Below are 20,321 nucleotides of genomic sequence, written 5' to 3' on the forward strand. Positions count from 1 at the left end.
CATTTTATTTTCCTCACACTTTCGTCACGACCGGACGGCCCAGCAGGCCCTGAGGGCGGAAAATGAGGATCACCACCAGCAATCCAAAGGAGAATACGTCTTTATAATCGGAATTCACCATGCCTGAGAACTGCGCTTCGGCGATCCCCAGGATCAGCCCGCCGAGCATCGCGCCCGGTAATGAGCCGATCCCGCCAAGCACCGCGGCGGTGAAGGCTTTGATGCCGATGATGAATCCGGCATAGAAATCGAACGTGCCGTAGTTCATGGTCACCAGCACCCCGGCCAGCCCGGCCATCGCGGCACCCATCATGAAGACCAGCGAAATGATACGGTCAGTATTAATGCCCAGTATCGAAGCCATTTTTCTGTCCTGCTGCACGGCGCGACACATCCGCCCGAGTCTGGTGTGGCTGATAATCCACGATAAAACCAGCATGCCCACCAGTGATGCCAGCAGGATGAAAATTTTGGTGTAGGTCATCTGGACAAAACTTTCGCCGATATGAAAACGGAACGCGCCATCCAGCAGGGTCGGAATACCTTGCTGCCGCGGCCCCTGACTGATCTGGGCGTAATTTTGTAAGATAAGCGACATGCCGATAGCAGAAATCAGCGGTGCAAGGCGGGTCGAATTACGCAACGGCTTATAGGCAATGCGCTCAATTGCCCAGCCGTAAACGCCGGTGACCACGATGGTGAACACCAGAGTGCCCAGGATCAGTAGCGGAAAAGAGTGAAGTCCGAAGAAAGAGAGCAGTGCCAGCGCAATGGCGCAGAGGTAAGCTGAAATCATATACACTTCGCCGTGTGCGAAGTTAATCATGCCGATAATACCGTAAACCATGGTGTAGCCGATGGCGATCAATCCGTAAACAGCACCCAGCGTGATGCCATTAAATAACTGTTGCAGAAAGAATGAATCCATAAATACGCAGTCTCTTTTTGTGACCGCGCCCGGCTAAGGCGCATTCATTAAAGCGAATAAAACATTATCGCTACAGCCGTCCGGACCCGGTCAGCGCACAAGAACCGTCGCGTACATAGAATACGTAAGGTCACTGAGCACTGCCCGGGTTCAAATGGCAAATAAGCGTGCTTTATTCTTTCACTTCCTGATATTTGCCTTTGTCATCCCACTTATAAACCACGTAATCCGAAACTTTCAGATCGCCTTTGCTGTCCCAGGCTTTTTTGCCCATGACAGTATCCACGCTGTTGGCTTTCAGCCATTGGCTGGCTTTGGCGGAATCGCTGCCGCCGGTGGCTTTGAACGCTGCGGCAATGGCCTGAACGGAGGCATAGGAATAAAGGGTATAACCTTCCGGCTCAAACTTGCTGGCACGGAATTTATCGATGACCGCTTTACCTTCCGGGATCAGGCGCGGGTCTTTACCAAAGGTCATCAGGATGCCGTTGGTGTATTGCGGGCCACCTGCGGCGGTGACCATTTCTTCGTTCACGATGCAGTCACCGGAGAAGAAGGTGGCCTGCACGCCCTGCTCACGCATCTGGCGCACCAGCGGACCGGCCTCCGGATGGCAACCGCCGAAGAACACCACATCCGGTTTCTGCGCACTGATTTTGGTGACCAGCGCGTTAAAATCTTTTTCACCTCGCGACAGCCCTTCGTACATCACTTCCTTCACGCCACGCTTGTTGAGCGCCGCTTTGGTGGCATCCGCCAGCCCCTGCCCGTAGGTATCTTTATCATGGATAATGACCACTTTTTTGGCTTTCAGCTTGTCAATGATGTAATCGCTGGCAACCTGCCCCTGCTGGTCGTCACGTCCACACATGCGGAACATATCGCTCATGCCACGTTCGGTGATTTGCGGGTTGGTTGAACCCGGTGTGATGGCGATAATTCCGGCATCGTTATAAACCTCGGACGCTGGCATGGTAGAAGATGAGCAAAAATGCCCGACAACCGCCTGCACTTTATCCTGATCAACAAGACGGTTCGCCACCGCAACGGCCTGTTTCGGTTCGCAGGCATCATCACCCTGCACTAGTTTGATTTTCTCGCCGTTAATTCCGCCTGCGGCATTAATGTCATCAGCGGCCTGTGTGGCACCATGCCAGTACTGATCGCCATAGGTGGCATTCGGGCCGGTGAACGGGCCGGCGACGCCAATCACGATATCCGCACGCGCAGAAAACGCCGTGACCAGACAGCCTGCCAGCAACAAAGAAAGAGGACTTTTAATAAATTTCATCGACATCATCATGATCCTTAGGACTGAGTTAATGCAAAACGGGTGAAGGAAAACGCATGTAGCAAAAACACCAACACGAAGTCGTCATCTGAAAATGTGAAATTTAATGCTTAATCTTGAGACTGAGGATTCCCCGCTTATCACCAGGGGTGAAAACATCAAAGGTAAGAGACATAAGCAAAATATCTGCCAGTGTTACAGAACCTTTGAGAATGTTACGGGTTATGTGAGTATAGATAGCGGCGCAAGAGCGTTACGAACAAGTCACAGAAACAACGACGGGATCACATCGCACCGTGCTGGTGCACAATCGCGGTTTTGCACGCACTATTACGCTTAGTGACATTTTTATTCTTTGCTTCTTACGGCAGTTTGTTTTGTAATGCCGGCAAATGATTGCAACAGGAACCTGCTGAACAATGAAGAAATTATTCTGCCTGACGGCCGGGGTTCTGGCCCTGGCATTAACCGGCTGTGCCAGCGATTATGTGATTAATACGAAATCCGGCGACCAGTTTTTCGCCCACGGTGAACCGGATCGTGACCGCGATACCGGTATGACCAGCTATACCGACATGAACGGCGATTATCACCTGATGAACACCAATGATATTGCGGGTATTGTGAAAAAGTAGGTAAGACGGGGCCAGTCATCTGACACGAAGGCAAAATGTGGCCTGCCAGTGACAGGCCCGTTTTATTTAATAATATTGGCTCTCATGGCTTTCATTATCACCTGCACTCTATTTTTAGCCCCAAGTTTGGTCATGCAATTGTTAATGTGAAATACTGCTGTTCTTTCTGAAATTGACAGAATCCGGCTTATTTCCCAACTGGTTTTCCCTTCCGCAAGCCAGACCAAACATTCACGTTCTCTTGAAGTCAGTATTGCTGGCGGCGTTAAATCACCTATCTTATCAATAAGTTTATTATTAAAATCCATTAAAAATTGATTATTAAGTTTGTGCAAATACACTGTAATCATTCCAATAATATTCATGGATTCCTTTTGCGAAACAAATATATCTTCTTTTCGTGCCACACTGAGCACGCCTATATACTGGTCATTTATCGGTAAAGACATGGAATATCCATACCGGATACCATGCGCCTTCGCACAATTTAAAAAGCGATCACTTCCCGAAAGCGACACACTGCTCCATATATGAGCTTGCTGATAATTCTGAGCCTTATTAATAATAGGGTCTATTTTATGAAACCCATTTTCCATATATTGCCGGCGCCAGCTGGCGTTAAAACCTTCAAGAATAAAAAAATCATCGAAGCCTTTTCTCGGCGTTATAACATAAGCATAGCTGTCGAATCGAATTGAGTATAACCACTTATCCAAAGTTAATTTTATCTGGTCATCCATACAATAATTTAAGTCGCTGAATTTCGTGCAAATGCAATCTCCAGGGAACATTTCCCTCTCCTCATCCAAACACAGCGTTGCAATGATTATAGGAAGGCTCGATTGCCTGTCAATTAAACTGCCTGCAATACCTGTAATAAGTATCAGGTTTTTGATTTTTTTTAGTTTATTTAATTTAACTTATTGAAATTAAAAAATTAACAGGCCAATTTGCACAACACAGAATTACAGCCAAAATAATTCACGTTCCAAGACGAAATGCTGTTTCAAATTTATATCATGCTGATAATTCAGAATGCTAACTGTTAAGGAAAATTTATGTCTAAAATTACAAAACCCGATGCCGCGACAACTGAATCTTATCTGATCGACGGATTTGATCCCGCCGTTGATACCGAAAAATTCAGTTATACCGCAGCCCGCGTAGCTAAACCGGTATATAACAAATACAACACTGCAGGTCGCCCAAAAGTCTTTGGTTATTACACCGACTGGTCACAATATGATGGCCGCCTGCAAGGCAGCCAGCAACCCGCAGATCGCGGCCGTGGCGTTGACCTGGCACTTGTTTCGCCAACGGCATTCGACAAATTAATTGTGGGTTTTGTCGGCATTCTTGGTGATTTGGGTGAGAAATCTGCAGCCATCTCCAGCGGGGCAGCAGCATTTGGTATTCACGATCAGGACGGCTCTGTTACTTTCCTCGATGTCTGGGGTGATACCCAAACCTACGTCAATAATGGCTTCCCGAGTTATAAAGACATCACCATGCCTGACGATTTCCAGCAGGAAAAAGTTCAGGGGATTTTAGGCGGTCTGCGGGATTTGCAGAAAAAAGCAAAAACACTCGGTCATGATCTGGTTCTCTCATTTAGCGTGGGTGGGTGGACCATGAGTAACGGTTTTTACAACATGTCACGCGATGCCCAACAGCGTGTTCGCTTCTGTGCCAGCATTGTGGATATCTTCAAACGTTTCCCGATGTTCACAGAAGTCGACATTGACTGGGAATATCCGGGAGCAGCAGGCAATAACAACCCTTATGGCGATGACGACAGTGTTTACTATGTCATTTTAATGAGAGAGTTGCGGGCAGCTTTCAACAATGCCGGATTGCCAAACACCAGAATCAGTATCGCCTCTTCAGCCGATCCGGCGGTTCTGGCGAAAGCCGACATCCCGGGTCTGCTGGCTGCAGGTCTGAACGGAATTAACGTGATGACCTACGATTTCTTCGGTACGCCATGGGCTCCGGCACTGAATCATCATACGAACCTGCATAAAACAGAACAAACCAGCTATGGCGTGGATGCCGCAGTTGACTATCTGATTTCAATAGGTGTGGCGCAGAGTAATATCAACATTGGCTACGCAGGTTATACCCGTAATGCGCGTAATGCGGCGATCTCTCAACTGTCACCTTTGGTCGGTACCTATGAACCAGGTGCCGCAACGACAACGGGGACTTTTGAGTCAGGAAGCTCAGAATGGTATGACATTATTTATAACTATCTGGATCTGGAAGCGCAAAAAGGGAAAAACGGCTTCGAACTCTATACCGATGAAAAGGCTGACGCAGACTATCTGTACAGCTCGTCTTCTAAATTATTTATCTCTCTGGATACGCCGCGTACCGTAAAAGCGAAAGCTGAATATGCCCGCTCAAAAGGGCTGGGAGGCGTATTTACCTGGACTGCCGATCAGGATAACGGTCTGCTGGTCAATGCTGCGCGTGAAGGGCTGGGTGCCCCGATAGTGACACAAGCCATTGATATGGCACCTTTTTACTTTAAAGGTATTAATGCCAGCGTTGATCCGCTCGATCGCGCACCGGTCGCGCAAATCGTGGGGCCAAAAAGCCCGGTCTCTCCGATTACCCAACTTACCTTTGATGGCAGTCATTCCTACGATCCTGACGGTGACCCGATCACTTATCAGTGGAATGTCCCGTCGGGCTTAATTGTCAGCGGCAGCCTGACAGACCCGATTATTCACCTGCGGGTGCCTGCCGCAGGGTATCAGGCCAGTTATACCGTTTCACTTACCGTCTCTGATGGCAGCAAAACCGGTACTGATACCTATACCTTCCTGGTCGCAGGTGGCGTGAATGAGCCTCCGGTGGCGGCAGTCTCCGGCAGTAAAACAGTCAGCAGCGGCGCAACGGGTACACTCAGCGCGGCAAACTCGTATGACCCTGACGGCGAAGTGTTGAGCTACTTCTGGAGTTTACCAGCAGATGTCACTGCCACATCCGTGACCGGTGAAACGCTGACTTACACCGCGCCAACCGTGCTGATTAATCATTCACTGGTGTTCCAGTTGACCGTGACTGATATCAGCGGAGCGAGCGACACTGCGGCTTACAATGTTACCGTTCAGGCGGCAACCGGGTATCCGCAATGGAGCGCCACGGAGACTTATAATGAGGGCGACCGTGTTAGCTGGGAGGGCAGTAATTATGAAGCGAAATGGTGGACTCAGGGAACAGAGCCAGGCACGTTGGATGAAGCCGGCGGGGATCCATGGTTGAAATTAGGCTCCGGCAATGTCGGAGGTCAACCAAACTGCCCGGGCGTGAGAGGGGGATGCTGCGCACCACGCGGGCGTAATCCGGGTCGTAATATGTAGCGGATTTCCCGCTATTTATCACTGACTATCAGTGCAGGCGGTGATTAGCCTGCACTGATTATTAACGAATGAGTATTGAATATGAGCCAAGCCGAAATTATCACGCCGGAGAGCATTTTTCATTCCGACAATACAGATATTGATATAACAGACCCACGCCTTGTTTCACATGCCGTACTTCACGGATGTATTTCCGGAAGCAGAAGAAATCAGACGCTCTTATTATCGATGTTTCAACTTCGGCATCGTGTATTTAAACAACGGTTGAAATGGGATGTAGAAAGTTTCAATGAGCAGGAAACAGATCGTTTCGACACTATCGACACTGATTATATTATTACTACCGATATTAACAATAACGTCAAAGGCTGTGTGCGCCTTTTGCCCACCACGGCCCCTTATATGCTCAGCGAAGTTTTTCCTGATTTGTGGCAAAGTCAGGCTCCCCTTCCCTGTTCTGCATCAGTCTGCGAACTTTCACGTTTTTCCTTTGAAAAGAGTCATGACGCCGGGGGATACGGATTCTCTGGCCCGGTAGTCCGGCTCCTGCGTAATTTAGTTTTATATGCACAACGCAACCAGATTTCACAATATGTCTTTGTCACCACTGCTGCCATTGAACGCTTACTGGTGATCCAGGGAGTTTCGATTTACCGGGTGGGGAATGTAGTCAAAATAGGCAGCGCACAAACCGTGGTTATTTTTATGAATATCAATCAGCAAACGGAGGAAGCCCTTTTTAACCATTCCAAATGAAGCGCCTTGCTATATCCGTGAACAACCGCAGTAGATAAACCCTGACTGTTAATCCTCAATCCCTATTAATTTATTAAGGAAATATCATGTCAAATTCTTATTTACCTTTTATTGACGTCACTATTAATGCGTTGTGGAGTGACTGGCAACAATATCCGAATGGCAGACCTAATCCCATTTATTACGAACAGGCCCTCAGGTGGAAAATTGACGGGTTAATTTTTGGGTTTCTGACATTGGATACGGAAACCAATACCCCGTGCTGGGCGGCAAGTTCTGCCATGCCTTTAGAGTGGGCACTGCCGCTGGCGGATGAGCTTAACAGCGCCGGGCTTTCTGTCATCATCTCATTTGGCGGGGCCGCCAATTCCGATATCTCCACCCATTTCAGTATCGTGGAACTTGAAGAGATCTACATTGCCACTATAGACATGTACGGAGCCAAAGGGCTGGATTTCGATCTGGAAAACGGGCTGTTTGATGCCGCTAAAATATGTGCGGCTCTGAAAAGAGTTGTCAGCCTCAGGCCTGACGTTGCCATCAGTTTTACCCTGCCGACCCTGCCTACCGGCCTGAATCTGAGCGGTGTGGAGATCCTCAGGCTGGCAAAAAATGCGGGTCTGGAGTTTAGTGTCAATGGTATGGCGATGGATTATGGCGATCCGGATAATGACCCGGCAACACAAACGGATATGGGCAGAGCTGCTGTAGAGGCGGCACTGAGCATCAGTACACAATTGCTGCTTCTTTACCCTGATCTTTCCGAAGCCCGGCGCCTGGCCAAAGTGGCCGTTACGCCCATGATTGGTCTCAACGATGATGCCAGCATGTTCAAACTGGACGATGTCAATACCCTAACACGGTTTGCTAAGCTTAACCCGTTGAGTTTTATCGGTATATGGTCATTTAACCGTGATCATCCATCCGGTTATACTTATGTTGATCTCGAAACCAGCAGTAATCCTGAACAGAGAGTGGCAGGCGAATATTCACAGCTGTTTGTATTGGGTTTAACACCGGCCACCACCGCGCCGGGGACAACCCTTCACAGTGGCCGGGTCTGGTTCGAGTCCCACCCGGCAACCAAAAACCGCAGATTCGTATGCCCTTCCCGTTAAGCTTTTGTAATGCAAAAAACCGGGCGGAAGCCCGGTTTTTCGTTTGAAGCATAAAAAGAAATTACAGCCCGTTTTCAGCAATATCCATGGCAAAATAGGTCAGGATAATATCTGCGCCTGCACGTTTGATCGCACCAAGACTTTCGCGCACCACGGCACGCTCATCGATAGCACCGGCTTGTGCGGCGAACTTGATCATCGCGTATTCACCGCTGACCTGATACGCCGCCAGTGGCAGACGGGAGGCTTCACGGATATCACGGATCACATCCAGATACGCGCCAGCAGGTTTCACCATCAGTGCATCTGCACCTTCCTGCTCATCCAGCAACGATTCACGCACGGCTTCGCGGCGGTTCATCGGGTTCATCTGATATTGCTTGCGGTTGCCTTTGAGCACGCTGCCGCCCGCTTCACGGAAAGGTCCGTACAGCGAAGACGCGAACTTGGTGGAATAGGCCATGATCGAGGTATCGATAAATCCGGCTTCATCAAGCGCACTGCGGATAGCCTGCACCTGACCGTCCTGAGCGGCGGATGGCGCGATGAAATCTGCCCCGGCGGCGGCGGCTACCACAGCCTGCCTGCCAAGGTTGATCAGGGTTGCGTCGTTATCCACACCGTGGTCATGCAGCACACCGCAATGGCCATGTGAAGTGTATTCGCAGAAACAGGTGTCGGACATGACGATCATTTCAGGCACGGTGTCTTTGCAGATACGCGCCATACGCGCGACCAGACCGTTTTCATTCCAGGTATCACTGCCGGTGGCATCCATGTGATGCGAAATACCAAACGTCATCACCGAGCGGATACCGGCACGGGCGTAGCGTTCGATTTCAAACGCCAGACGGGATTCAGGGATGCGCAGTACGCCGGGCATGGCTTCGATGGGTACGTATTCAGAGGTTTCTTCTTCTACGAAAATCGGCAGTACCAGATCATTGACGCTAAATTCGGTTTCCTGAAAAAGCGTGCGCAGGGATTCGGACTGTCTCAGGCGACGAAGGCGTGAGCTCGGGAACTGATTCGACATGAAAACTCCTAAAAATTAATCTGTTGCACTGATATTTTTGAGAAACAGGAGCGCAGACAGTTCAGACGGCAGGAGGCAATGCAGCGCCGTCAGACGATGGAGCCAGTATTTTATAATAACTTTTAAACAAATGATGAACTTTCCGTGAGCAGATGTAACACCGGCCGCAATTTTACCTCAACAATCGGCCGGTTCACTGAATCCTCCCGTTCGCATCAGGGCGGCCCGGAGGATGACGGATTCCTACCCCAGTTTTATCTCGCGATCGGCTGAGGCAATGGTAGAAGGCCGGTGCGCGATAAATATCCGCGTAATATCCAGTTCACTGATCGCCTGATTAATCCGCAGTTCGTTATCCAGATCCAGATGGCTGGTCGCCTCGTCGAGAAACAATATCGCCGGACGACGGTACAGTGCGCGGGCAATCAGCAAACGCTGTTTCTGCCCGCCGGACAGGCTGCCACCCAGTTCACTGATCAGCGTTTCATAGCCCATCGGCATCCGTTCGATATCGTCGTGAATATTACAACGGCGTGCACAATCGACAATACGCGCCTCATCTTTCTGTTCGTCGAAGCTGGCAATATTCTCGGCGATAGATCCGGCGAACAACGTATCATCCTGTAATACACAGGCGATGCAGCTGCGGTAATTGTTCAGCCCGGCTGTGGTGATATCCATGCCGTTGATCAGGATCCGCCCTTCGGTCGGCGTGAGCAAACCGGTCATAATTTTCATCAGTGTGGTTTTACCCTGCCCCGACGGCCCGGTAATGGCCACGCTTTCACCGGCCGCGACTGACAGGTTCAGTCCGTTGATCAGCGGCGCGGAAAGGCTGTCGTACTGGAAAACCAGATCCCGCACCTCCAGCGAAGCTGCCTCGCCCGCGCGCAACAATTCGCGCTCCGGCAGCGACTTTTCGGTGTCGGTCAGCGCAATATCGGCGATACGGTCGCGGTGCAGGGAAAGCATCCGCAACTGTAATACCATGTTCAGCAGATTGGCCGCACGTTCGGAAAACTGACCGCGATACGTATTGAACGCAACAAACATCCCGAGCGTCATATGGCCGTCGATGACCTGCGTCGCCCCAAGCCACAGCAACGCGACCTGATCGAGGGTGGCGATCAGCGTGTTGCCGCCGGTAAACATCATTTCAAACTTGGTTTTGCGCACCGTCGCATTGGCGTTATCAATGTTCAGATTCAGCCAGAAATTGGCGCGGGATTTCGATAAACCGAGCGCTTTCAGCGTGCTGATGCCGTACAGGGTTTCCATAAAGTGCGAACCGGCACGCGCACCTTTTACAATCTGCTCTTCTGAAACCTGCCGGTATGCGTTGTAGGTTGTCAGGCGGAAAACCACATAAATCGCGGTAAAACCCAGGATCACCCAGATCAGCCAACCACCGTACAGCACCATCATGACAATTAATCCGACCGACATAATGCCGTCAATAATACTGTTCACCACATTGGTGGTCAGCGTGGTACGCAGTGTGTCGAGCGAAGTAAAACGCGACTGAATGTCACCGAGTTTGCGTTTTTCGAAATAATCGAGTGGCAGTTTCATCAGATGGTCAAACAGCCGGGCTTTCCATTGCACATCAATCAGCGTACTCATCACCAGCGATGTCCAGGCACGTAACATACTGACGCCGGTGCGGAAAATGATGAAAAACAGTAAGCCGAGGCAAATCAGTGTCAGTAAATCCGGGTCTTTGGCCGGGATCACATGGTCCATTACCAGTTGCATCCCGACCGGCAGCAACAGATTGACCGATTCGATCATCAGCGAGAGGCAGAAGATTTTGGTCAGCGCCGGAATAAGCCCGCTGACGTTGCCCATCATTTTGCGCAAATCCAGTCTGACGCGTGGTTTCTCCGAGGTAAAACCGTTGTCCGGCCACAGTTCCAGCGCCACGCCGGTAAAATGTTCAGACACTTCACGCATGCCAAGCGAACGACGGCCAAAGGCCGGATCGTGAATAATCACTTTGCCCTGTTTCACACCAACAAGTACCACGAAGTGATTGAGATCCCAGTGCAAAATACACGGCGTTTTCAGCGCATTCAGCTCATCGATATCCAGCTTTAGTGCGCGGGACTTCATCTCATTGGCCGTGGCGATATCCATCAGCGTACGCAGCGTCGCGCCGCGTGAAGAAATGCCGTAACGCTGTCGCAGACTCTGTAAATCAACGTGTTTGCCGTGATAGCCAAAGACCATCGCCAGACTGGCCAGCCCGCACTCGGCAGCCTCTGTTTGAATAATCTGCGGCACACGGTGACGCCAGCTAAAGTGCAGGCGGTCAGCCAGCTCCCGTACGTTATCGAGATTCATTGATTGGCCCCACCACGCTCTTCTTCATGCTGTAATACGGAGACAGCATCCATTGATACAACGGCCTCTTCTCCAGGAATAATGTCGATTCGGCTTTCATGCCGCTGGATAAATTCAGCGTCTCGCCGTGCCAGTTCATGGCTTTTTTATCCAGTGAAACAATCACTTTGTAATACGGCCCGCTGACCGTACCGTTAGGCGTTCGCGGCGCGCTGGCGTAGGAATTCAGTTCCTGTTCAGAAACCGGTGCCGAAGAAATCGACTGCACCGTGCCCGGGAACTGGCCATATTTTTCAAACGGATAAGCTTCATAGCGAATATTAATGTGCTCGCCCGCTTTCACGTAAGGCACGCTTTCATTGGGCAGCCAGGCAACGAGGAAGAACGGGGAATTACTGGCTGGTACCAGTTGCGCAAGGCTGTCGCCCGCGTTAACCATCTGGCCGGGCGTGACGCTCAGTGAGGAGATTTTGCCGGAGGTCGGCGCGGTGATCAGCAAGGAACCTTTGGCATCGGCCTGTGCCAGTTGTCGCTCAAGGTCATTGCGCTGGTAGCCGTATTGCGAAATCTGGTTATCGAACTCCGCTGCCCGCGTGACCAGCTCACTGCGCAGATTGGTAATCTGCAACGCTTCCTGAATCGCCTGGGTATTCAGGCTCTGAAACGATGTCTGTTGCTGATAAAACAGGTAGCGCTGATTATTCAGCTGATCAGTGTTGATCAGGCCCTTCTTCTGATATGCCCCGTAGTTCTGCATACTTTTTTTCATGGCATCCAGCCCTTCCTGAGCCGAATCCACCATGCTTTGTGAGACTTCATGTGCTTTCTGATACTGATCGAGTTGCTGTTGCAAATTTTGCAGCGTTTCCTGCTTATTGTGTTCCAGCTGAGCGATAATGGAATCTATCTGTTCGCGCTGCTTTTTAATCGCGGCAAGTGTGGTGGTGCTGACATTCCCCGCCTGTGTCACGCGGCTGACATCGATCTCATAGAGTGGCTGGCCCTTTTTTACGGGTTTACCGGTGTCGACATATAATTTTGTCACCACGCCCTGCTCAGGACTGAATAAATTAATGCTGTGCGGCTGAGTGATGATTTCACCGCTGACGTTAATGCGGCGTGTATAATTTGCAAAGATAAGGAACATCAGTAAAGCAAACAGGAAAAGGGCGGTAAGTGTCGTCACAATCCATAAAGGCCACCCTGCGAGTAATAAAGCCTTGCCCGCCCAGTGGCTTTGCTGATGTTCATTCACCTCTTTACGAAAGAGCATATTTACGTGTTCCAGAATAACCAGCTGTAAAAACAGAATCTTTGAAAGATAGCAGCCTGTCATCACGCTGCCACCGCGATTACTCTGAAACACACGACAAATTTATTTCCGCACCGCAACAATGATGTAGAAATATTAATTTTCAAGCATTCTCTGAAATAACCAGTCGGCCATAAATCTGATTAATTTTCGTTCGTTAAATAAATCACTCCGGTTAGATTATATTTAAATAATCAATAAAAACAAATTGTTGAAAAGAAAATCTCACTTAGGAGATTATTCCTAGACAAATTCAGCACGCAGTACTCTAGGCTTAATCCCTGTGAAGACATTGCGTAGAAATTATCTCCATAGACTTACTCAATGTTTTCATCGCCCCCGGTATTAAAGGGGACTTGCTTTAACAGATTAAAAGGAAGGCCTAAGATGAAACAATTAACAGAACGTGATATTGAAATGGTTAATGGTGCAGGTTGGTCGGAAGATGTTAATAAAGTTGCCGATCGCCTATCAAGCTTTGGTCAGGACGCGGTAAGTGACACCAGTAATGCGGTGAACAAGGCGTATTCACAAATTTCCGATGGTCTCGCTAAAGCACAGAACTATCTGACAACCTAGTTTTCAGTCTTAAAGGTTAATCAGAGTAATTCGAGCCCCCATTTATTTGGGGGCTTTTTTATTGTCGCTCAAAACTGACGTAATATCACACGCCTGTTTTTGTTTTCTCGCTTTTCACCATGCTGTTCTTCAGCTTGCCGATAAGCTCGCGGCGAAAATCACCGAGTTTCGGTTTATCGCCTTCCAGCCACGGCAGCGGACGGCATAACTCCATGGTTTTGATGCCCAGACGCGCGGTCAGCAAACCGGCCCCGATCCCTTGTGCAGCACGGGCAGAAAGCCGGGCGGCCAGATCCTGTGACATCCAGTCCATACCCACCTCACGCACCAGTTCAGATGCGCCGGCGAACGCCATATTGAGCAATACCAGACGGAACAACCGGATACGGCTGTAATAGCCGAGTTCAATGCCATAAAGTACCGCGATGCGGTTGACCAGTCGCAGGTTACGCCAGGCAATAAATGCCATATCCACCAGAGCCAGCGGGCTGACGGCAATCATCAGCGCGGATTCGGCGGCTGAATGACTGATTTCACGCCGTGCCTGCACGTCGAGAACCGGCTGAACCAGACGGGCATACAGTTCGACCACTTCGCGGTCATTCTGGGTTTCATGCAGTGAGGCCTTCCAGCGTTGCAACGCCGGATGGCTGTTATCCAGGCCAGCCTGTGCTGCCAGTTTTTCGCAGAATGCACGCCCCTGCCCTAACCCGTGGCTGTGCATTAATTCGCGTGCCGTATCGCGCTCACTGGCCCGCTGACGCAGGCGGTACAAACGCCGCCATTCGGTGGCAACAGACCCCACGCCAGCGACAATAATCAGCCCACCTGCGGTGCAGGCACCGAGCGCCACCCAGTCCTGTTGGATCCAGGCCTCATGAACCCGTTGCATGCCCTGTGCCACGACGCTGATACCCAGCACCGCCACGCCGAGGCGCACAATTTTGCCCCATAAACTGCGGCGGGGTTTCAGCGCGCGGTTAAGCACCGCTTCGGCTTCGCCCTCCTCCTGATGTTCATCTGTCTCGGCGGTAACCGGAATAAAGCGCTCTGAAATCTGCGCGTCAAAGGCCACAGCCGGTTTGATCAGCGGCTCCGCCGGCGCTGTTAATTCCGTTTCAAAATCGATACGCGGTTTTATCGGTTCGCTCATCGCATTTTATCTCCCAGTAAAAACTCCATCACCGCATCCAGACGGATGTGCGGCAACGGGGTGTCCACACTCATTTCGCGCGGACGAAACTCGTCAAAATGAAAACCCTGTTTTTGCCAGAACGCATGCCCCGGCAGGCGCGCAGGCACTTCGCCGGGGAACACGGTCAGCGGCGCACCATCCTGTAACCGGTGTCCTTTCAGCGCGGGCAAACTTTGCCCCTGATATTCCACCATGCCCGTTTCCGTCGCCTGTACCGAAGCCAGCCCGGCGCAATCCATGCTAATGCCTTCGAACGCAGCATTCTGCCAGGCTTCCTGCACCAGTTGCTGTAACAGTGATACCAGATTAGCGTGCTGATCGCCGGTGATGTGGTCGGCTTTGGTGGCGGCGAACATCAGTTTGTCGATGCACGGATTAAACAGACGGCGGAACAGCGTACGTTTACCGTAGTGAAAACTTTGCATCAGCTGAGTCAGTGCCAGGCGCATATCGTTAAACGCCTGCGGCCCGCTGTTGAGCGGCTGCAGGCAATCGACCAGCACAATCTGGCGGTCGAACTTCACGAAGTGATCTTTATAAAAACCCTTCACAATGTTCTGGCAGTAATAATCGAAACGTGTGCGCAGCATACCAAAATTGCTGTTTTTATCCGCCTGTGCCAGCTGCGCATCCGAATAACGATTCAGCTCGGGCCACGGGAAAAATTGCAGCGCAGGCGCACCGGCCATATCTCCCGGCAAAACAAAACGCCCGGGCTGGATAAAATGCAAACCTTCGTTTTTGCAACGCACCAGATAACCGGTGTAAGCCTGGGCAATCGCGCCGAGCAAATTTTCATCCGCCGGTGCCAGCGGATCGCATTTTTCGCACAGCGTCAGCCACGGCTTTGCCCATTCTGCGCGATCACCCTGTAACAGCCCCGCCATCTGGCGCGACCAGTCGGAATAATTTTGCTCCAGCATCGGCAGATCCAGCAGCCATTCGCCAGGATAATCGACGATCTCCAGATAGAGCGTGGAGGTATCTTTAAAGTGACGCAGCAGGGAATCATTGGAGCGGTAACGCAGCGCCAGGCGGATTTCGCTGACGCCGCGTGTGGGCGTGGGCCACGCAGGTGGCGTGCCATAAAGTGATGCCAGACCTTCGTCATAGGTAAACCGCGACACGCCCAGATCACGTTGGGGGACGCGTTTCACACCGAGCAGCCGCTCTTCGCGGGCCGCCGAAAACAGCGGTAAGCGGGCGCCGCTGTGCATGTGTAATAGCTGGTTAACGAAAGCGGTAATAAAAGCGGTTTTGCCACTGCGGCTTAAGCCGGTGACAGCCAGCCGCAGATGCCTGTCCATGCCGCGATTGATCAGTGAACTAAAGTCGCTTTGTAGTCTTTTCATTGCTCTCCCTGGCGTAGCGCCCAAACAGCGCGGTCAAAATACGTTTGAATAACGGTTCTAATAATAGTGCTAAAACATACCGTAGTGGCCCTTTTCCCACTACGCCCAGCACACGCGCCGCCAGCCCGGCAGGGCCAAAAGTCAGCGCCAGCGTCATCATAACGCTGAAAATTTTCGAAAACAGGCTGCGCTTACCCGGCAGCGAGGAATTCAGGGAACGGGTCATAAAGATTCCTTCAGCGGGAGGTGAGAGGGAAAATGGCAGCCGGAGCCATGTCCGGCTGCCAGAGGCAAGGCGGTGAAAATGATTAAAGCTGGCGGAACCGGCTACGTACACCGAAAGTTTCCGAAGTCACATAGCGTTCGACCTGGCGTAAACGTTGCTCGCTGGCTTTCAGTTCACGGTCAGCCTCTTCCAGCAAATTTCTCGGCGATGGCGCAGTTTCCTCCTCATATTCACTGGCCGGTACAGGATCCAGCACGTAGCTGAGAATGATGTACGCCACCAATGTGAACATGAACAGCCCAAAGAAAACCGACAGTACAGCCATAATACGCAGCAGTTTTACCGGCACGCCCAGATAGTGCGACAACCCCGCCAGCACACCTTTTACCACGCCCTCTTCCGGCACACGGTACAACTTTTTCTCAGACAGGCGATTCGCCATTATGATTGCCTCCAGCCCGGATGTTCGGCATCGAGTATTTCTTCCAGCGCCTGAATGCGTTCACGCATACGCTGCGCCTCATGGGTCAGACTGCTGAGATTTTGCATCTCATGCTGACTGAGCTGACTGCCATTTTGCTGGCGATTGCTGTAGTGAAGCCACAACCAGACGGGCGCCACGAATAAGACGAAAATGGTCAGCGGGATGGCTAAGAACAGGAAGCTCATTACATCACTCCTAGATTTTGATGAGTCTTATTAATTTGTAAACCCTGCCCAACCTGCCGGTGAACAGGCAGGTTGGGTAGCAAATATTACGCGTCCGGAGTGCTGTTCATTTTCGCTTTCAGGGCAGCAATCTGTGCGCTGATTTCATCGTCGGCTTTGAGTTCAGCGAATTGCTGATCCAGCGATTTCTTTTTACCGATGCTGACACTTTCTGCTTCCGCTTCCATATGATCAATACGGCGTTCAAACTGCTCAAAACGCGCCATGGCTTCATCAATTTTACCACTGTCAAGCTGACGGCGAACGTCACGGGAAGACGCCGCAGCCTGATGACGTAAGGTCAGCGCCTGCTGGCGGGCACGGGTTTCGGTCAGTTTACTTTCCAGCTCGCCAATTTCTGACTTCATCCGGTCCAGCGTTTCTTCTACCACGGCCACTTCGTTTTTCAGCGTAGTGACTAACTCGGACAATTTTTGCTTTTCGATCAACGCCGCACGCGCCAGATCGTCTTTATCTTTACGCAGCGCCAGTTCAGCTTTGTCCTGCCATTCAATCTGCTGGGATTCACCCTGATCGATACGGCGGATCAATTGTTTCTTTTCTGCCAGCGCACGGGCCGAGGTAGAACGCAGCTCCACCAGCGTGTCTTCCATTTCCTGAATCATCAGACGAACCAGTTTTTGCGGATCTTCTGCTTTATCCAGCAAGGTATTGATGTTGGCGTTAATGATGTCAGCGAAGCGAGAAAAAATACCCATAATCGAAATTCCTCTTTGTTTCTGTTTGGTTTCCGGCCAAATGATTACCGGTTAAAGCCGCAGGTGATTTTTTCACTGCAGTGATAAACCTATATCAGGATCCGTGCCAACTTTTTTAAATTATTATCTGCATGAATAAATTGAATTTTTCAGCGTTGCCTCTGCTATGCTTATTTTTCGGGATGACGATTTTCACTAAGTGTTAGTGTTTTTCACCACACAAGGAAAGCCAAATGACGGATAACACAGACAATTTACTTGGCGAAGCCAACGCCTTCATTGAGGTGCTGGAACAGGTTTCACAACTGGCGAAGCTGAACAAGCCGGTTCTGGTCACCGGCGAACGCGGCAGCGGTAAGGAACTGATCGCGCATCGTCTGCATTATCTTTCACCCCGCTGGCAGGGGCCGTTTATTTCACTTAACTGTGCGGCGCTCAATGAAAACCTGCTGGATTCTGAACTGTTCGGCCATGAAGCAGGCGCGTTTACCGGTGCGCAGAAACGTCATCTCGGGCGCTTTGAACGTGCGGATGGCGGCACGTTATTTCTTGATGAACTGGCGACAGCCCCCATGCTGGTACAGGAAAAACTGCTGCGCGTGATCGAATACGGTCATCTGGAACGCGTCGGCGGCAGCCAGCCGTTGCAGGTGGATGTCCGTCTGGTGTGTGCGACGAATGATGATTTGCCGAAGCTGGCCGCTGAAGGGAAATTCCGCGCTGACCTGCTGGACCGGCTGGCGTTTGATGTGGTGCAATTACCGCCCCTGCGCGAACGTCAGCAGGACATCATGTTACTGGCCGAACATTTTGCCATCCAGATGTGTCGTGAACTTTCCCTGCCTTTATTTCCCGGATTTACAGAGTACGCCCGGGAGACGCTGCTGACGTATCAATGGCCGGGCAATATCCGTGAGCTGAAAAATGTGGTGGAACGTTCGATGTACCGCCATGGCACCAGTGATTTTCCGCTTGATAATATCATTCTGAACCCGTTCACACCGCGCAACGGCGCTGCGGAACCGGCTGATGACAGTAAGCACGAAAACCTGCCGACACTGCCGCTGGATATTAAGCAATGGCTCACCGGGCAGGAAAAAAATCTGATCGGACAGGCTTTGCGGCAGGCGCGGTTTAATCAGCGTAAAGCCGCTGAGCTGCTGAACGTGACGTATCATCAGTTACGCGGGATGTTGAAGAAACACGGGATACAGGTGAACTCGCAGGAAGCGGCTGAATAACAGGCAAAAAAAAGCCAGCACCCGAGCTGGCTAAGTCATACTGGAAGCAATGTGAGCAATGTCGTACCTCGCGATTAACGTCCCTGGCGGGGCATTTCTCGTCCGGTGAAAAGATGATAATGGTTCTCAGTATCGTCTGTAAAGCACTTTGTTGAGAATATTTCTCATTACCACAATGACATTATGGCTACTTATTGAACAACCCTACCCTCCCTAAGGACTACCATGCCGGGAACGGATCAGCCATGTTCACCCAGTGTTCAATACCTTCTGCCATCTGTTCTTCGCTAAGCAGGCACGCATCCAGCCGCCGGATAATCTCTTCTTTATTCATGTGCTGACCGATAAAGACCAGTTCCTGTCGCATATCTCCAAACGGCTCTACCCATTTTTCCAAAATGTGTTCACGGGTTTCATCATCCTCCGGCCAGTCGCTTTCCGGCAGAGAACGCCAGAAAATACCTGCCATGCCATAACGCGCAATCCCCCCCGCCTGACTCCATTGGCCGGCAAAACGCGGACGCGACGCCAGCCAGAAAAAGCCTTTGGAGCGCAGTAAAGTGCCGCCGCCCCAGTCACCATGCACCACGCGGTAAAATTTATCCGGATCAAACGGCCTGCGCGCCGTGTAGACAAAACTGCTGATGCCGTACTCTTCAGTCTCCGGTTTATGTTCACCACGTAACTCTTTCAGCCAGCCCGGCGCCTGTTGTGCTTTGGCGAAATCAAACCGGTGTGTATTCAGCACGGTGTCCAGCGGCAGGCTGCCAGGGGAAATCGGAATAATGTGCGCATCAGGATTGAGGCTTTTCAGCAACGCAATCACTTCGCGCTGCTGCCGGCTGTCGAGAAGATCGGTTTTACTCACCAGCAACACGTTACAGAACTCTATCTGGTCGATGAGCAGATCCGTCACGCTGCGCTCATCGTCCTCACCGAGACTTTCACCGGCCTCCTGCACACTCCGTGCTTCCTGATATTGCTGCATAAAGTTGACGCCATCAACAACAGTCACCAGCGTATCCAGCCGCGCAAACTGCGACAAACTTTCACCGTTTTCATCTTCAAATGTGAACGTTTCTGCCACCGGCAGCGGTTCTGAAATACCACTCGATTCAATCAGCAGATAATCAAAACATCCGGCCTGTGCCAGCCCGCGCACTGAAATCAGCAAATCTTCCCGCAACGTACAACAGATGCAGCCGTTGCTCATTTCCACCAGTTTTTCCTGCTGACGGTCAAGGGTAATTTCGTTAGTGATCAGCGCGGCGTCAATGTTCACCTCACTCATATCATTGACGATAACCGCCACACGCAGTCCCTGACGGTTGTTCAGAATGTGGTTGAGAACGGTAGTTTTGCCTGCGCCAAGAAAACCGGACAGCACGGTAACGGGGAGTAAGGACATCATTAACCTCATTGCTAGAACAGTGCAGGAATTTTTCGCCTGCGTTTATTGTTATAATATAACATAACAATAGCATGCCGATTTCAAGGGTTTTATTTACAGATGG

Annotated in this window: 19 protein-coding genes; 6 read left to right on the plus strand and 13 right to left on the minus strand. The window is 50.9% G+C overall.

Annotated elements, in window-relative coordinates; all coding sequences use genetic code 11:
• Window positions 1-13: 13 nt before the first annotated feature.
• Window positions 14-928, minus strand: coding sequence for an ABC transporter permease subunit (locus tag ACOZIO_RS03585; RefSeq protein ID WP_129951652.1), 915 nt, complete (start codon window positions 926-928; stop codon window positions 14-16).
• Window positions 929-1,100: 172 nt separating this feature from the next.
• Window positions 1,101-2,225, minus strand: coding sequence for a branched-chain amino acid ABC transporter substrate-binding protein (locus ACOZIO_RS03590; RefSeq protein ID WP_129951653.1), 1,125 nt, complete (start codon window positions 2,223-2,225; stop codon window positions 1,101-1,103).
• Window positions 2,226-2,638: 413 nt separating this feature from the next.
• On the opposite strand from ACOZIO_RS03590, the gene ACOZIO_RS03595 reads away from it, so the two are divergent.
• Window positions 2,639-2,854 carry a YgdI/YgdR family lipoprotein gene (locus ACOZIO_RS03595; protein ID WP_129951654.1) on the plus strand — a complete coding sequence of 72 codons (216 nt, stop codon included), beginning with the start codon at window positions 2,639-2,641 and terminating at the stop codon, window positions 2,852-2,854.
• Between the two features lie 62 nt (window positions 2,855-2,916).
• Here the strand turns inward: ACOZIO_RS03595 and ACOZIO_RS03600 are convergent, their stop codons facing one another.
• Window positions 2,917-3,645, minus strand: a complete 729-nt coding sequence (locus tag ACOZIO_RS03600; RefSeq protein WP_129990418.1) for an autoinducer binding domain-containing protein — start codon at window positions 3,643-3,645, stop codon at window positions 2,917-2,919.
• A 267-nt stretch (window positions 3,646-3,912) separates the two neighbouring features.
• Between ACOZIO_RS03600 and ACOZIO_RS03605 the strand changes: the two genes are divergently transcribed.
• The 3 genes from ACOZIO_RS03605 to ACOZIO_RS03615 all read left to right on the plus strand — a co-directional run bounded on the left by ACOZIO_RS03605 (window position 3,913) and on the right by ACOZIO_RS03615 (window position 8,096).
• A complete protein-coding gene (locus ACOZIO_RS03605; RefSeq protein ID WP_129951656.1) occupies window positions 3,913-6,222 on the plus strand; it encodes a glycoside hydrolase family 18 protein in 2,310 nt (769 codons plus the stop codon).
• A gap of 81 nt (window positions 6,223-6,303) precedes the next feature.
• Window positions 6,304-6,978, plus strand: a complete 675-nt coding sequence (locus tag ACOZIO_RS03610; RefSeq protein ID WP_129951657.1) for an acyl-homoserine-lactone synthase — start codon at window positions 6,304-6,306, stop codon at window positions 6,976-6,978.
• 86 nt (window positions 6,979-7,064) lie between these two features.
• Entirely contained in the window at window positions 7,065-8,096 is a 1,032-nt protein-coding gene (locus tag ACOZIO_RS03615; protein WP_129951658.1) for a glycosyl hydrolase family 18 protein, read from the plus strand.
• 61 nt (window positions 8,097-8,157) lie between these two features.
• Here the strand turns inward: ACOZIO_RS03615 and hemB are convergent, their stop codons facing one another.
• The 3 genes from hemB to ACOZIO_RS03630 all read right to left on the minus strand — a co-directional run bounded on the left by hemB (window position 8,158) and on the right by ACOZIO_RS03630 (window position 12,748).
• Window positions 8,158-9,132 carry a porphobilinogen synthase gene (gene hemB, locus ACOZIO_RS03620; protein WP_129990419.1) on the minus strand — a complete coding sequence of 325 codons (975 nt, stop codon included), beginning with the start codon at window positions 9,130-9,132 and terminating at the stop codon, window positions 8,158-8,160.
• 243 nt (window positions 9,133-9,375) lie between these two features.
• Window positions 9,376-11,475 carry a peptidase domain-containing ABC transporter gene (locus ACOZIO_RS03625; protein ID WP_129990420.1) on the minus strand — a complete coding sequence of 700 codons (2,100 nt, stop codon included), beginning with the start codon at window positions 11,473-11,475 and terminating at the stop codon, window positions 9,376-9,378.
• Window positions 11,462-12,748, minus strand: a complete 1,287-nt coding sequence (locus tag ACOZIO_RS03630) for an HlyD family secretion protein (protein ID WP_129951661.1) — start codon at window positions 12,746-12,748, stop codon at window positions 11,462-11,464. Before ACOZIO_RS03630 ends, ACOZIO_RS03625 begins: the two co-directional genes overlap by 14 nt.
• Window positions 12,749-13,174: 426 nt before the next feature.
• Between ACOZIO_RS03630 and ACOZIO_RS03635 the strand changes: the two genes are divergently transcribed.
• Window positions 13,175-13,366, plus strand: a complete 192-nt coding sequence (locus ACOZIO_RS03635) for a chemotaxis protein (RefSeq protein WP_129951662.1) — start codon at window positions 13,175-13,177, stop codon at window positions 13,364-13,366.
• A gap of 85 nt (window positions 13,367-13,451) precedes the next feature.
• On the opposite strand, the gene ACOZIO_RS03640 is transcribed toward ACOZIO_RS03635, so the two are convergent.
• The 6 genes from ACOZIO_RS03640 to pspA all read right to left on the minus strand — a co-directional run bounded on the left by ACOZIO_RS03640 (window position 13,452) and on the right by pspA (window position 17,566).
• Window positions 13,452-14,519 (minus strand): YcjF family protein, encoded by a 1,068-nt coding sequence (locus ACOZIO_RS03640; RefSeq protein ID WP_129951663.1) that lies wholly within the window; start codon window positions 14,517-14,519, stop codon window positions 13,452-13,454.
• Window positions 14,516-15,913, minus strand: a complete 1,398-nt coding sequence (locus ACOZIO_RS03645; RefSeq protein WP_217219418.1) for a YcjX family protein — start codon at window positions 15,911-15,913, stop codon at window positions 14,516-14,518. Before ACOZIO_RS03645 ends, ACOZIO_RS03640 begins: the two co-directional genes overlap by 4 nt.
• Window positions 15,888-16,139 carry a phage shock protein PspD gene (locus ACOZIO_RS03650; protein ID WP_129951665.1) on the minus strand — a complete coding sequence of 84 codons (252 nt, stop codon included), beginning with the start codon at window positions 16,137-16,139 and terminating at the stop codon, window positions 15,888-15,890. The genes ACOZIO_RS03645 and ACOZIO_RS03650 overlap by 26 nt, the downstream gene beginning before the upstream one ends.
• Window positions 16,140-16,221: 82 nt before the next feature.
• Window positions 16,222-16,581, minus strand: coding sequence for an envelope stress response membrane protein PspC (gene pspC, locus ACOZIO_RS03655; RefSeq protein WP_129951666.1), 360 nt, complete (start codon window positions 16,579-16,581; stop codon window positions 16,222-16,224).
• Window positions 16,581-16,808, minus strand: coding sequence for an envelope stress response membrane protein PspB (pspB, locus tag ACOZIO_RS03660; RefSeq protein WP_129990422.1), 228 nt, complete (start codon window positions 16,806-16,808; stop codon window positions 16,581-16,583). The genes pspC and pspB overlap by 1 nt, the downstream gene beginning before the upstream one ends.
• A gap of 86 nt (window positions 16,809-16,894) precedes the next feature.
• Window positions 16,895-17,566: a phage shock protein PspA gene (pspA, locus tag ACOZIO_RS03665; protein ID WP_129951668.1), complete on the minus strand. Its 672-nt coding sequence runs from the start codon at window positions 17,564-17,566 to the stop codon at window positions 16,895-16,897.
• A gap of 233 nt (window positions 17,567-17,799) precedes the next feature.
• On the opposite strand from pspA, the gene pspF reads away from it, so the two are divergent.
• Window positions 17,800-18,807 (plus strand): phage shock protein operon transcriptional activator, encoded by a 1,008-nt coding sequence (gene pspF, locus ACOZIO_RS03670; RefSeq protein WP_129951669.1) that lies wholly within the window; start codon window positions 17,800-17,802, stop codon window positions 18,805-18,807.
• A 220-nt stretch (window positions 18,808-19,027) separates the two neighbouring features.
• On the opposite strand, the gene zigA is transcribed toward pspF, so the two are convergent.
• Window positions 19,028-20,215 (minus strand): zinc metallochaperone GTPase ZigA, encoded by a 1,188-nt coding sequence (gene zigA, locus ACOZIO_RS03675; protein WP_129952129.1) that lies wholly within the window; start codon window positions 20,213-20,215, stop codon window positions 19,028-19,030.
• Window positions 20,216-20,321 lie beyond the last annotated feature (106 nt).

Origin of the sequence: Rahnella sp. PD4 (assembly GCF_049199325.1) — a bacterium.
Classification (GTDB): Bacteria; Pseudomonadota; Gammaproteobacteria; order Enterobacterales; family Enterobacteriaceae; genus Rahnella; species Rahnella perminowiae.

What these genes read in the sequence shown, in the direction of transcription:
- ACOZIO_RS03600 (WP_129990418.1), bottom strand. Translation starts at nt 3,645, where the DNA reads ATGTTCCCTGGAGATTGCATTTGCACGAAATTCAGCGACTTAAATTAT.
- ACOZIO_RS03630 (WP_129951661.1), bottom strand. Translation starts at nt 12,748, where the DNA reads ATGCTCTTTCGTAAAGAGGTGAATGAACATCAGCAAAGCCACTGGGCG.
- ACOZIO_RS03650 (WP_129951665.1), bottom strand. Translation starts at nt 16,139, where the DNA reads ATGACCCGTTCCCTGAATTCCTCGCTGCCGGGTAAGCGCAGCCTGTTT.
- pspB (WP_129990422.1), bottom strand. Translation starts at nt 16,808, where the DNA reads ATGAGCTTCCTGTTCTTAGCCATCCCGCTGACCATTTTCGTCTTATTC.
- zigA (WP_129952129.1), bottom strand. Translation starts at nt 20,215, where the DNA reads ATGTCCTTACTCCCCGTTACCGTGCTGTCCGGTTTTCTTGGCGCAGGC.
- ACOZIO_RS03605 (WP_129951656.1), top strand. Translation starts at nt 3,913, where the DNA reads ATGTCTAAAATTACAAAACCCGATGCCGCGACAACTGAATCTTATCTG.
- pspC (WP_129951666.1), bottom strand. Translation starts at nt 16,581, where the DNA reads ATGGCGAATCGCCTGTCTGAGAAAAAGTTGTACCGTGTGCCGGAAGAG.
- ACOZIO_RS03585 (WP_129951652.1), bottom strand. Translation starts at nt 928, where the DNA reads ATGGATTCATTCTTTCTGCAACAGTTATTTAATGGCATCACGCTGGGT.
- ACOZIO_RS03615 (WP_129951658.1), top strand. Translation starts at nt 7,065, where the DNA reads ATGTCAAATTCTTATTTACCTTTTATTGACGTCACTATTAATGCGTTG.
- ACOZIO_RS03625 (WP_129990420.1), bottom strand. Translation starts at nt 11,475, where the DNA reads ATGAATCTCGATAACGTACGGGAGCTGGCTGACCGCCTGCACTTTAGC.
- ACOZIO_RS03635 (WP_129951662.1), top strand. Translation starts at nt 13,175, where the DNA reads ATGAAACAATTAACAGAACGTGATATTGAAATGGTTAATGGTGCAGGT.
- ACOZIO_RS03645 (WP_217219418.1), bottom strand. Translation starts at nt 15,913, where the DNA reads ATGAAAAGACTACAAAGCGACTTTAGTTCACTGATCAATCGCGGCATG.
- hemB (WP_129990419.1), bottom strand. Translation starts at nt 9,132, where the DNA reads ATGTCGAATCAGTTCCCGAGCTCACGCCTTCGTCGCCTGAGACAGTCC.
- ACOZIO_RS03595 (WP_129951654.1), top strand. Translation starts at nt 2,639, where the DNA reads ATGAAGAAATTATTCTGCCTGACGGCCGGGGTTCTGGCCCTGGCATTA.
- ACOZIO_RS03590 (WP_129951653.1), bottom strand. Translation starts at nt 2,225, where the DNA reads ATGTCGATGAAATTTATTAAAAGTCCTCTTTCTTTGTTGCTGGCAGGC.
- pspF (WP_129951669.1), top strand. Translation starts at nt 17,800, where the DNA reads ATGACGGATAACACAGACAATTTACTTGGCGAAGCCAACGCCTTCATT.
- pspA (WP_129951668.1), bottom strand. Translation starts at nt 17,566, where the DNA reads ATGGGTATTTTTTCTCGCTTCGCTGACATCATTAACGCCAACATCAAT.
- ACOZIO_RS03640 (WP_129951663.1), bottom strand. Translation starts at nt 14,519, where the DNA reads ATGAGCGAACCGATAAAACCGCGTATCGATTTTGAAACGGAATTAACA.
- ACOZIO_RS03610 (WP_129951657.1), top strand. Translation starts at nt 6,304, where the DNA reads ATGAGCCAAGCCGAAATTATCACGCCGGAGAGCATTTTTCATTCCGAC.